This window comes from Blautia ammoniilytica (genome assembly GCF_025566965.1).
In the GTDB taxonomy this organism is placed as follows: domain Bacteria; phylum Bacillota; class Clostridia; order Lachnospirales; family Lachnospiraceae; genus Blautia_A; species Blautia_A ammoniilytica.
The window spans coordinates 15,473-27,715 of the sequence record NZ_JAOQJL010000001.1 but is presented as its reverse complement, the minus strand read 5'-3'; the positions used below and the strand labels follow the sequence as shown (position 1 = coordinate 27,715).

The 12,243-nt window shown below is 40.7% G+C and carries 10 protein-coding genes; 1 reads left to right on the top strand and 9 read right to left on the bottom strand.

The window, feature by feature from the left end:
* The first annotated feature begins 225 nt into the window (after window positions 1-225).
* Complete coding sequence (locus OCV61_RS00110) at window positions 226-1,569, top strand: MATE family efflux transporter (protein ID WP_158420012.1); 1,344 nt, start codon at window positions 226-228, stop codon at window positions 1,567-1,569.
* A gap of 27 nt (window positions 1,570-1,596) precedes the next feature.
* Here the strand turns inward: OCV61_RS00110 and OCV61_RS00105 are convergent, their stop codons facing one another.
* The 9 genes from OCV61_RS00105 to OCV61_RS00065 form a co-directional block, all read right to left on the bottom strand.
* On the bottom strand, window positions 1,597-2,262 hold the full coding sequence (locus OCV61_RS00105; RefSeq protein WP_158420011.1) for a ribonuclease H1 domain-containing protein: 666 nt from the start codon (window positions 2,260-2,262) through the stop codon (window positions 1,597-1,599).
* 63 nt (window positions 2,263-2,325) lie between these two features.
* Complete coding sequence (locus OCV61_RS00100; RefSeq protein ID WP_158420010.1) at window positions 2,326-3,822, bottom strand: response regulator transcription factor; 1,497 nt, start codon at window positions 3,820-3,822, stop codon at window positions 2,326-2,328.
* Window positions 3,791-5,605 (bottom strand): cache domain-containing sensor histidine kinase, encoded by a 1,815-nt coding sequence (locus tag OCV61_RS00095; protein WP_262582555.1) that lies wholly within the window; start codon window positions 5,603-5,605, stop codon window positions 3,791-3,793. The genes OCV61_RS00100 and OCV61_RS00095 overlap by 32 nt, the downstream gene beginning before the upstream one ends.
* Window positions 5,606-5,628: 23 nt before the next feature.
* Window positions 5,629-6,699, bottom strand: a complete 1,071-nt coding sequence (locus tag OCV61_RS00090; protein WP_158420008.1) for a Gfo/Idh/MocA family protein — start codon at window positions 6,697-6,699, stop codon at window positions 5,629-5,631.
* 11 nt (window positions 6,700-6,710) lie between these two features.
* The gene (locus tag OCV61_RS00085) at window positions 6,711-7,532 is read right to left on the bottom strand and encodes a carbohydrate ABC transporter permease (protein WP_158420007.1); all 822 of its coding nucleotides are present in this window, start codon (window positions 7,530-7,532) and stop codon (window positions 6,711-6,713) included.
* Window positions 7,529-8,407, bottom strand: a complete 879-nt coding sequence (locus OCV61_RS00080; RefSeq protein WP_158420006.1) for a carbohydrate ABC transporter permease — start codon at window positions 8,405-8,407, stop codon at window positions 7,529-7,531. The genes OCV61_RS00085 and OCV61_RS00080 overlap by 4 nt, the downstream gene beginning before the upstream one ends.
* 89 nt (window positions 8,408-8,496) lie before the next feature.
* Window positions 8,497-9,801 (bottom strand): ABC transporter substrate-binding protein, encoded by a 1,305-nt coding sequence (locus OCV61_RS00075; protein ID WP_158420005.1) that lies wholly within the window; start codon window positions 9,799-9,801, stop codon window positions 8,497-8,499.
* Window positions 9,802-9,927: 126 nt separating this feature from the next.
* Window positions 9,928-11,286, bottom strand: a complete 1,359-nt coding sequence (rlmD, locus tag OCV61_RS00070) for a 23S rRNA (uracil(1939)-C(5))-methyltransferase RlmD (RefSeq protein ID WP_158420004.1) — start codon at window positions 11,284-11,286, stop codon at window positions 9,928-9,930.
* Between the two features lie 5 nt (window positions 11,287-11,291).
* Window positions 11,292-12,239 carry a 3'-5' exoribonuclease YhaM family protein gene (locus OCV61_RS00065; RefSeq protein ID WP_158420003.1) on the bottom strand — a complete coding sequence of 316 codons (948 nt, stop codon included), beginning with the start codon at window positions 12,237-12,239 and terminating at the stop codon, window positions 11,292-11,294.
* Between the last annotated feature and the right edge of the window lie 4 nt (window positions 12,240-12,243).

Here is a 12,243-nt window from a genome sequence, read left to right as displayed (position 1 = left end):
GTACAGGAACATGTTTTTCATGCTCTGTGTACAAGGGAATATGTCTGATGTTCTCTTTGTTCAGCAGCATGTTTTCTTCACGTTCTGTACATTAGATGCTAAGATCAGGCAAAAGGTTCCATCCTGTACAATATTTTTTAAGTGGAATATTCTAAATCCTAACATAAAATATATATTGTCTTTCCTGGCAGCAAAGCCTATAATATTTTGGGGGAGGAAATTATAATGAGTGTAAAAACAAATGAAAATAAGCTGATGACCGAGGGAAGCATTGCCAGGCAGATTTTTTTCTTTTCTGTACCTTTGATCCTTGGGAATCTTCTGCAGCAGCTTTATAACACTGCAGATTCTATTATTGTAGGAAATTATGTTGGCAGTAATGCACTGGCCGCAGTAGGCTCCAGCACATCTTTGATCTGCCTTCTGATTGCATTTAGCCAGGGTGCTTCTGTAGGTGCAGGCGTAATCGTATCACAGTATCTTGGTGCCAATAACAAAAAAGAAGTACAGAACGCAGTGCATACAGCACTTGCCATTGCCTTTTTCCTGGGACTGATCCTGACTGCAGGCGGCATGCTCCTTACCAAGCCTATCCTGCTGCAGATGCATACACCCAAAGAAGTGCTTGGTGACTCTGTTACCTATCTTCGTCTGTACTTCGGCGGTGTTGTCTTTAATGTAATTTATAATATGGCTGCCGGGATCCTGAATGCTGCAGGCAATTCCAAACGATCCCTGCTTTATCTTGGCTGTGCATCTATCATCAATATTTTTCTTGACCTGCTTCTGATCCGCGGATTTCACATGGGTGTTGCAGGTGCTGCCATCGCCACAGACATCAGCCAGCTTATATCCGGTGTGCTGGCCATCCTCTATCTAATCCGTGTACAGTCCGATTATCAGGTTAGTCTTAAAAAGATCCGGCTGCACAAGCATATGGTGAAAAGGATCATCCAGGTCGGACTTCCTACCGGAATCCAGAACATGGTCATTTCTTTTTCTAATGTATTGGTACAATCCAGTGTAAACGGATATGGTGCTTCTGCAATGGCAGGTTTTGGTGCTTATATGAAAATTGACGGTTTTAATATCATGCCGGTTATGAGCTTCAGCATGGCCGCTACTACCTTTGTAGGGCAGAACTATGGTGCAGGTAAGATCCAGCGTGTAAAGAAAGGTATCTGGGTCACTCTCGCCATGGAGATTCTTTACACCCTGACTACAGGCTTCCTGCTGATGACCTTTTCTGATCCTCTGTTAAAGATGTTCTCATCCGATCCTTCTGTGGTAAACTTTGGAAAGCTGGCCATGAAGTATTTCTGCCCCTTCTATTTTCTGCTGGGGATCCTGCATGGGCTGGCAGGAACAGTACGTGGTACAGGTAAAACTATTCCTCCAATGGTGATCCTTCTGATTTCCCTGTGCCTGTTCCGTATCCTCTGGGTACAGTTGATTCTTCCATGCTTTGGTTCTATTGAGGGTGTATTTATTTTATATCCCGTCTCCTGGGCGTTTGGAATGGTGCTTATGATTCTTTATACATGGAAAGGCCACTGGCTGAAGGGTTGATCCCTTTGCCAATGGCCTTTTTTATTCTTATATACGACTGATCCTGGGAATCCCATTCCCGTTTACAAGTGCTGATTTCGCCAGCTTGTCCACTTCTTCATTATAATGATCGCCAGAGTGTGCCTTTACCTTCTGAAAGCTAAGCTGAATATAAGATCTTTTTCCATTCATAAACTCAGCATACTGCTGTGTACGTTTATTTTTAGCTTTCCAGTCTCCCTTTGCCCATTTTGCGATTCCTTCATAATCATAATATATGGTAAGTGACGGATAACCATGGTTGATTGCCCACTGAACTGCATACATGGCTCCCAGCATTTCTCCTGCCACATTGCGGATTGCCAGGGATTCCGGATCCTGACCATTACCTGATTCCCGGATGATTTCCCCGTCCGGAGTCAGCAGGATACACCCAAAGGCATACTTGCCAATAGACGGATCAAAGCTTCCATCTACGTATGCTGTTAATGTGGATTCTGTGCCGTCGAGAGCTGTATTCTTTTGATCTTTTTTTTCTTCTTCGATCTGTACAGCAAAAGAGTTCCCCAGATAGGAATTTGCCTCTTCTTTTGTGGTAAAGCTTTTATATTCAGCGCCAGGATATCCATTTACAGAAGCACTGCATTCATCCCAGGAATAAAATATCCCAGTTGTTTTCCCCTTTCGCACTGCATATATTTTCTTTTTCACCATAGATTCTCACACTCATTTCCAAAAATTCCTCGCAGCATGCGTCTGCAGCAAATCCCGATTGCCTTATTTGTTCGACTTTACATATTCTTTTGGACTAACCCCGGTAAATTTCTTAAACACTTTTGAAAAATAAAGAGAATCTTCATACCCCACGCCGCTTGCAATATCTTTGATTTTTAATGAGCCATCTGCCAGAAGAATTTTTGCCTCATCGATTCTCTTCGTTACCAGGTAATCCATAGGTGTCAGTCCATAACAAGCTTTAAAAATGCTGACCAAATAGGACGGTACAAATCCAAAGCTGGCTGCCAGCAATTGATTCGTAACATTGGTTCTGAATTTTTCATCCAGATAGTTTTTCATCTTTACTGCAATAAGCTTTTTATCTCTGGAATCATATACCTCAATTCCGAAAATGTCTTTTAACAGGAAATCAAATTCTTTAAGTAATTCTTCTTCTGTATAATAATTTTCCAAAATAAATTGTATGTCTTCCTCTACTTCAAAAAAGCCTCTGTGACCCTGGTGTACTTTATATAATTCTGATACAAAATATTTAATATTTCGTACAGCTTCTTTTTGCGTAACCGGCCGCACCGTAAACAAATGAAGTAGGTCTGCAAAAGATCCTGTTATATTATTGATACTCATATTATTGCATTGAAGTATCAGGCTGTCAATTTTTTCCCTAAGACCTGTAAAATCCGGTTTGAAACCTTCCGGACTGTAGATCAAAACAGAATTTTTCAAAAATATCATATGTTCACGTGCATATTTCTGCAACAAATGATATGTAGCAAAAATGTCTGTCATTTTTACAGCTTCTTTGTAAAATACAACCGTAATGGTAAGGCCGGGAAACTTCAGACTTCTGACAAATTGATTTAAATGATTGATATCCGGGACACGATCTCTGCGTACAAAAATAATTTTTTCGTTAATATTTTTGCCATTCACCAGCCAGAAATTCTCCTTAGGAACAATTTGCGAGAAATTCCCTCCCAGATCTAACTTTTCAAAAAGCTCCCTGTAATTTCTTTCATTTTCATAAGGACATGCACCAAGAGTTACCAGAAGCATACTATATGAAGGATCCATTTCCGGACGGGTCTCTTTTGTTTGCAATGTGTGGAGTCCTTTTACCGCATCTGTCAGATTTTGAACCTTTTCTTCCTGCTGCTGTTTCCGGATTCTTGCCTCTATTTTTTGTAATAGGATAGTCAGTTCCTGACTGTTTAAAGGCTTCAGCAAATAATCAACCGCATGGTTGGCTACTGCACATTTTACGTATTCAAAATCTGTGTATCCGCTTAAAACCACAGGCAGCACCGGAAGCTTTTCACTGTAGCAAAATTTCAGAATCTCCTTTCCACTTACAATAGGCAGGTTCATATCCACAAACATAACATCAACCGGATGCTCTATCAGGTATTGTATTGCATCCTTCCCATTGTCTATGGCTGCTATCACTTTGAAATTTTCATTGCTTTCCTCTATTTTCTGACATATGCTCCTCTGAATGGGAGGCTCATCTTCCACTACCAGTACTCGTATCTTCATAATTTCCTCCAACTGTGATACACATCCCCTCAGCTCTATTACTTATGTCAAAAATCATATGCTTCCCATAAGCCAGAAATAATCGCATATAAACATTTTTTATAGACAGACCGCCAATCTTCATTTCCTTCATAAGCGATTTCAAATCGCGATTACGCATTTCCTGCAATTCCTGCTTTATTTTTTCCAGTTCTTCCTGCTCCATACCACATCCATTATCCCGGATCTGTACTTCCCAGAACTCTTCAGAACAATAAATCTGAATATCGATTTTCCATGGAAATTCTTTATTATGAAAGCCATGTGCAAAACAGTTTTCAAGAAGAGGCTGAATAATAAATCTGGGTAAATGGCAATTTTGTATTTCCCCTACATAGGACATAGAATACTGGAATTTGTCTTCGTAACGTATTTTCATTAATTCAAGATAATTTTCTGCATGCAGAACTTCATTGTTTAAATTCACATTTTCCTCGGAACTGCTTACAATATATCGGATCATACTTGAAAGTTTTTCACAGACTTCCGGTATTTTTTCACATTCAGATGTACCGGACATTGCAGAAATAATTGTTAAGATATTGTGGATAAAGTGAGGATTCATTTGCGTCTGTAATGCATACATTTGGCTCTGTATTTCATTGACTCTGCTGATCATCTCTTTTTCCATAGACTTTTTTAAATTGATTACCAGTTTATCAAATGCATAATTCAATTGCCTTAGTTCATCGGTTTCATCACCACTTACCAGAGGAATGTTCTGTAAATTTTTATCAACCTTTAGCCCTGTCAGCATGTCACACATTTGAACAATCGGTTCTGTTGTTTGTCTGATCACCAATTTCTGTCCTGAAATCATGATGAAGATCAGAAAAAACAGTAAAATAAATCCCCACGCAAGTGTGGAGTTCAGGCTGTGGATCAAGCCTATGTTTTTAGATGCAAGGAGGATTTTGATTCCATATCGTTCAGATTCCCAGAGTCTACAGTACATTTCCCCTTTTGCAAGATCATCCGTTTGATTTAAAAGCTTTTTTACTTCAGATGCTGTCTTCCCGCCTTGATAAGAATACAAAATATGGTCATTTTTCTGATCTAAGATATAGCATTCCGTGTCTTTTCCAAGGAGCTTACACATTCGTTTAAAACTGTTCAGCTGGATCTGGACTTGTACGTAACCCAAACATTCTGAAGGTACCAACTGATAATTCTTGATTTCCCGCAGAACGGAAATTGTTGATGATGAATCCATCATATACGGATCTGCAGAATCGACCCGAAACAGGCTTCCTTTTCCATCTTGTTCTGAATAATAAGTAAATGTGTCTGTAAAATGCTCTGAATTTGGACAATTCTTTTTTAAATATCCATAATCTACAGCTCTTCCCACATAGATAAAATCCTGGTTTGCATCAAATAAACTGATCCGTTTCAGCACATTTTGTTTTAACATGTAGGAGATCAGATGCTGCTTTACAGCATAATCAACATCCGTATTTTCCACAAAATAATTCTTATCACCATGATATCCCTTTATTTGATTAAAAACATCAATGATCTGATAGTTTGCAGCAATCTGCAGGGCAATATCATCGGCAAGCTGCAATGTATTATCTATTTGAGAGGTGATTCCCTGAAGCTGTTTATCTACCTGTTCTTCAAACTCAGTTGTACGAGTCTTTATAAAGTAGCCGGCAAATACAACAGTTACGATAATAAATACTCCAAGCATCATAAAAATACTACGTAACAGTATTTTTTTCTGAAACTGATATTTCCTCAAGCAATCACCTCTTTTATTATTTTCTAAATACTCCAGGACTGTGTTTCGGTTTTGACCGTTTCTCCGGTTTCAATTGCCTGTTCCAGCATAAAGGATAAATAAGTATCCTGAAGTGCTTCACGCAGTGAGTAAAACTCTGTTCCGCTTTCCACGTAAGTCTTCATATGGGAAAGGCAGGAAGCTACTGCAATTTCATCATCATTCATTCTTGCCGGATAATAAGGATTTTGATAAACCTGCTTATCCAGGAACATGATTCCCTTATGGGACCATTCACTGTTATTATTAATTCCCACATCGATTCTCTGCATAGGCTGTTCCACCGGCTGATTGGAAGCATTTAAGAATCTTACCGTATTGTCATTGATCTCGCCACGCACGCCGCGGATATTCCAGCGTCTTGTACGGATCTGTGAGAAATATTGTTCACCTTCAAAGTCCATAAAGGCTGTTTTGCCGTTATCAAACTGCATAAATGCCCAGTCTCTATCCTCCTTGATCACAGTTCCGCTTTCATCAAAACCATTTCTGCCATTTGTAGCGGTGACTTCTGACCAGAATTTTTTGCCCTGGATCGTGCAATTTTCGTATTCAAGTCCAAGAACTTTCCGGAAAATACTAACAGCATGATAGCCATGAAGTGCAGACAGCATAATACTGGATACAGATCCCAGATAGCCTTGCTTTATAATATCCAGTATACCTGCATAATAAGGCTGCAGGAAGTACTGTTCAACAACCTGTACACGGCCATTGTATTTTTGGGACATTTCCCATAATTCTTTTAATTCTTCCACATTCTTTCCCGGAGGTGTTTCGCAAAGTACCGGAATTCCTTTTTTCATTAATTTTACCAGGTAATCCTTGGCAAAATCCCTTGGAACACAGAGTACAGCAAAATCCGGCTTGCGTTCCAGTGCCTGATCCAAATCTGCAGTAGCAAAAATCCCTTCTTTAAGAGCAACCTCTTTTGCACGGGCTTCTGTACGTAATACACCTGCGCAAATAGAAAACTGTTCTGGCAGAAGTCTGGCGATTCTGTAGTAGAAGTCAGCTCTCCATCCATATCCGATGATCATATAATTTGTAGCCATTTATTTTCCCTTTACCCTTTCACTGCGCCGGCTGTCATACCAGCGATAATATGTTTCTGAAGAATTATAAAAAGTATTAACATTGGCAATACAACCAGCATCAATGCTGCAAAAACAAATTGCCAGTCCCTGTTGTACCGTCCGAAGAAGCTGTAAATTGCCATGGAAACCGTTGCTTTTTTAGCAGAGCCTAAATAAAACAGAGGAATCATAAAATTGTTCCATACATCAATAGCCGTAATTACAACATTGGTTATCATGATAGGTTTCAATATTGGCATTAAGACCTTAAGAGTCATCTGCCAGAAATTGCAGCCGTCCATAATCGCAGCTTCATCAATTTCCCTTGGCACTCCTTTTACGAAGCTGCAAAAAGTCATAACCGTAAAAGGAATTCTCAGCGAAATAAAAATACAGATCACTGATAAAAATGTACCATATATATGCAAAGCCTGCAACAAAAAGAAGATGGATGCAGTTTGCAGAGTTAATGTAAGACCAAAGATGAAATAATAATAAATCCCATGAGATAATTTGTCATTGCGTCTGGAAATGACAATACCGGATATCGCTCCCAGAAAAACAGAAATCAGTGTTACCGGAACAGTAACGATCAGACTGTTTACATATCCAGGTATGATTTTGCCGGATTCCAGCACATGGGTATAGTTGGAAAAAATCCACTGTGTTGGCAAGGAAAGATCAAATTTTGCAGCTTCTGCCTGATTTTTAAATGACCCCAATCCCATCATCAGAAATGGTACTATGTACACCAATGCCAGTGCGACCATAAATAGAAAGAGGATATATTTTTCTGCATGTATTTTCTTCACATTTCCACCTCACGTTTCGTTAGATAGTGATTCATAGTAAACGATATGATCACAACAATGACAGCCAGAATAACACTTCCAGCTGCTGATTCTCCAAGGAATCCAAGGCTGAATGACTGGTAGGTATAGGTTGCCAGAACCTGTGTATCAAATCCCGGCCCTCCATTTGTAATTACATAAATAATATCAAACACTTTCAGACCACCGGCAACGCTTAGTGTCACTACAACGGTCATTGATGGAACAATCAAAGGAAGTGTGATATTTTTTAATTTTTCAAAACCGGTAGCGCCATCTAAGGTAGCACTTTCATAATAATCCTGCGGAATCGCCTGTAAGCCGGAAATAAAAATAAACATATTGAATCCTGCCCACATCCATGTTTCTACCATAATCACGCTGCCCATAGCAGTGCCATAGCTTCCAAGCCAATCATGGGCAAGTCCGCTACATCCGATCATTTGAAGAACATTATTTAATAAACCTTTATTTGCTAAAATGGCTTTAAATAATACTCCCACCACTGTAATACTGATAACACATGGTGCATAATAAATGGTTCGCATCAGCCCTCTTCCGGGTATCTTTTTTACCATTGCAAGTGCAAGCAAAAATCCTACCACTGTTTTCAGTACAGTGGTTGCCAGGGCAAACAGAAATGTATTGCCAATTGACCTGAGAAAAACAGGATCCTTTAAAAGCTCCACATAATTGGCCAGGCCTCTGAAAACCGGGGTGTATAACCGTCCCATATTCCAATCTGTGAAAGAGCATACCAGGCTGATCACAATGGGAACAACGGAAAAAATGGTGTATACCACAATCGCCGGAAGAATCACCCACAAAGGATAAATTGATTTCTTTTTTTTGGTCATATTATATCTCCTTAATGGAAAGAGGACTAAAGCTCTTTGCTCCAGTCCTCTTTTGGATTAATCTTATTAATCAAACTGCAGAGGATGTATTAGTTCCAGCCTTCTGCTCCTTTTTCGGTCATAAATTTATCCACGTCCTCCTGGAAACGATCCAGAATTGCTTTTCCATCCATATCTCCTTTGGATGGTGCCTCAAGATAGTAAACCCAAATAGTATTTCCAAACAGTGGCTGAAGTGTATCAATATACTGATTCATCTGTGCAACGACTCTGCCATCTTCCATATACTCATTGTAGATTTTCGGGATATCCGGATTCATTGCGCTTTCATTTCCATCAATGCCTTCAATATTCGGGAATCCTGGGCGAGACTGGAAATACAGATTTCCATATTCCGGTGTGCTCCAAAGATCAAACACTTTCTTGATGGCATCCAGATTTTCTGTATCTTTATTTACAGCTAATCCCATAGCTGTAGGAAGATATGCCAGCACATCTTTGTCATCATAGCCTACAGGCGGATTGAAAATAGTCAGATTAGCATCCGGATAAGACTCTTCGATGGAAGTCAGGATTTCTGTTGCGCCATAGATCATTGCGATCTCGCCACTTGCCAGACGTCCAAGGATCTCATCATAGCTTACTGTCATATAATCATCATTTACATATCCTTTTTTGAATAAATCCAGATATTCATCGATTACAGCAGCCATTTCCGGATAATCATTGAATTTAGCCTGATTTGTCAGGATCTTATTTGCAAAATCCTCACAAGCTTCCTCACTTCCTAATGCACGTGACATACCAGAGGTCATCCAGATCTGCGGTACCCAAGTGTCAGACGGCATAGCAATAGGAACAACTCCAGCTTCTTTTAATTTATCACAGATAGCATAAAACTCATCTAAGGTTTTTGGAAGCTCTGTGATTCCATTTGCTTCAAAAACATCTTTATTGTAGATCAGTCCCTGGAAACCATTGGATGCCTCGAAGCAATATCCGTAATGCTTTCCGTTGTATTCTGTAATTTCCGGAGCTTTTACTTTTGACATCCATGCTTGGTCATCTAACGGAACAAAGAATTCTTCCGGGTCTACAGCAGCATACAGATCAGCAAACTGATATGCGATCAGATCCGGAGCCTCATGAGAATTTAATCTCATTTTCATCAGGTTATCATACTGATCATCCGGAACGACCTCAAAATCAATAGAGATATTCTCGTCTTCCTCCAGCTTCTGCACCATGTTCTGTAATCCGGAATACCATCTGGACTGCTGTACCATACCGGTAAGTTCTACCTTATCATCTGCATGTACAGCTACCGGTGCTACAGACAGAGTCATCACTCCGCTCATAGCCAACGCTGCCAGTCTTTTTGCGTTTTTCCTCATACTTGTTATCCTCCTTTTTTCATAAATGATTATCAAGTAAGGTAAGTATATCCTGATTTTTTCATAATTAAAATGGACAAAAAGAAACGGAAATATGGAAAATATGAATTTTTGCAAGTTCTGCTTTTACCTGCTCAGGCAGCATACAGTTTCTATCGACACGGTATTTGGGAACATATCCACAGGGCAGACCTTCTCCAATCTGTAGCCCCCGTCACACAGATACCGAAGATCACGGGCAAGGGTTGCACTGTCGCAGCTTACATATACCACACGGCTGGGATTCATCTTCAGGATCGTATCAAGAAGGTGAGCATCACATCCCTTTCTCGGCGGATCCACCACAATCACATCTGCATATGTGCCATTCTTTTCATATTCCCTTGGAAGTACCTCTTCTGCCTTTCCAACAAAAAACTCCAGGTTCTCCATATGGTTCAGCCTTGCGTTCTCCCTGGCATTGTCAATGGCAGCCGGTATGATCTCCACCCCACGAACAAATCTGGCTTTCTGGGCAAGGAAAAGAGAAATGGTTCCTGTACCGCAGTACAGATCCCACACATTCTCTTCTCCTTTAAGCTGTGCATATTCCAGTGCTTTTGCATACAGCTTCCCTGTCTGATAGGGATTTACCTGAAAAAAGGATAATGGGGAGATCTGATAAGAAATATCTCCAATCTTATCCACAATATATGGCTTGCCCCACAAAACCTCCAGCCTGTCCCCAAGGATCACATTATTACGTTTTTTATTGATATTGATGGAAATACTGGTCATTCCCGGGATCTGCTGAAGCTGCCCGGATAAGATCTCTGCCTTTGGCAGCCTGTCCCCATTAACGATCACACATACCATGATCTGTCCTGTAAAAAATCCATAACGGATCAGGATATGACGGACAAGACCTTTGCCTGTCACCTCATCATAAGGCTGGATCCCGTATTTTTCCATATGATCGATCACTAAATCCAGCACCTGCTTGTTTTCCTTTACTCCAAGGGCACAGTCTCTGTTCTCAATAATGGTATGGGTCCTGCCTGCATAAAAACCGGTAATGATCCTGCCTTCTTTATTCATCCCCACAGGAAACTGTGCCTTGTTCCTGTAATGAAAAGGATGCTCTGCCCCTATGACAGACTCCATGGGAATCTGGGTAAAACCTCCGATCCGTTCCAGGTGACCTCTAACCTTTTTTTCTTTAAATTCAAGCTGCTTCTCATAAGTAAGGGCCTGCAGCTGGCAGCCTCCGCACTGTCTGGCGAATGCACATTCTGGCTCTGCCCTGAATAAAGAAGGTTTGATGATCTCCATCAGCCTTCCATAGCCATAATTCTTCTTAGCTTTGATAATCTTTGCCTTTACTGTATCCCCGATCACAGCATCCTTTACAAAAACGGTGAAGCCATCTGCTTTCCCGATGCCTTCACCGTCCACGCCGCAATCCTCAATCTTCAATGTTACCAGATCATTCTTGCGATATTCCATATGAATCACATGTCTCCTGTTCTTCTTAAATTGGAATCAAAAATCCTGTTAAAGCCCAGCCATTCTTTCTTTCCTTTGTCTGCAGCAAATACCTCTGTCAGAGTTTCCATCCTTGCATCTGTATTATCAGCAAGATTCAGTGCAACTGCCTCCACAAGCGCCGGCTTCTTGGGAGAGCCGTATTCCAGTTCTCCATGATGAGCCAGAATGCAATGGACCAGCTGGTTCTCCAGATCAACCGGAAATCCTGGAATCTCCTTTGCAAGATCATGGATCATCTGCGCACCGATCACAATATGCCCCAAAAGCTGACCCTCATCCGTATAATCATTCAATGGAAAGGAAGAAAGTTCCCTGGTCTTGCCTACATCATGAAGCAGGGCAGCCGTAATCAGAAGATCTCTCTTTATCACCGGATATGCACCTGCCATATAATCACAAAGCCTGGTCACGCTTAATGTATGCTCCATCAAACCGCCAATAAAACCATGATGAACTGTCTTGGCAGCGGAATGCTCCTCAAAAGACTTTAAGAAATCTTTGTCCTCCACAAACAGCTTATGAAGAAGTGCAGACAGATATGTATTCTTCACACTGTCAATCATAGATACCAGCTGATGATACATGTCATCTGTGCTGTTCTCACTTACCGGAAGATAATCAGCCGGATCGTATTCCTCAGGGAACGCCCTGCGTACCCGCTTGATATTCAGCTGCATGGCTCCTGCAAAGCTGGTCACGTCTCCGATGATCTCAATGTAATCCAGTCCGTCAAAATCATCGATCCCGTTGGAATTGGGATCCCAGATCTTTCCATCGATCACACCTGTTTTATCCTGCAGTATCAGGTTCTCGTATGGTTTTCCATTCTTAGTCATTGCAGACTGTTTCTGTTTGCAAAGATATATTCCATTTACCCTGTCGCCTTCGTGTAACTCATTAATATAACGCATGTTC

Excerpts from the sequence above, each read along its gene's own strand:
- OCV61_RS00110 (WP_158420012.1), top strand. The coding sequence starts at position 226 with ATGAGTGTAAAAACAAATGAAAATAAGCTGATGACCGAGGGAAGCATT.
- OCV61_RS00105 (WP_158420011.1), bottom strand. The coding sequence starts at position 2,262 with ATGGTGAAAAAGAAAATATATGCAGTGCGAAAGGGGAAAACAACTGGG.
- OCV61_RS00100 (WP_158420010.1), bottom strand. The coding sequence starts at position 3,822 with ATGAAGATACGAGTACTGGTAGTGGAAGATGAGCCTCCCATTCAGAGG.
- OCV61_RS00090 (WP_158420008.1), bottom strand. The coding sequence starts at position 6,699 with ATGGCTACAAATTATATGATCATCGGATATGGATGGAGAGCTGACTTC.
- OCV61_RS00080 (WP_158420006.1), bottom strand. The coding sequence starts at position 8,407 with ATGACCAAAAAAAAGAAATCAATTTATCCTTTGTGGGTGATTCTTCCG.
- OCV61_RS00075 (WP_158420005.1), bottom strand. The coding sequence starts at position 9,801 with ATGAGGAAAAACGCAAAAAGACTGGCAGCGTTGGCTATGAGCGGAGTG.
- rlmD (WP_158420004.1), bottom strand. The coding sequence starts at position 11,286 with ATGGAATATCGCAAGAATGATCTGGTAACATTGAAGATTGAGGATTGC.
- OCV61_RS00065 (WP_158420003.1), bottom strand. The coding sequence starts at position 12,239 with ATGCGTTATATTAATGAGTTACACGAAGGCGACAGGGTAAATGGAATA.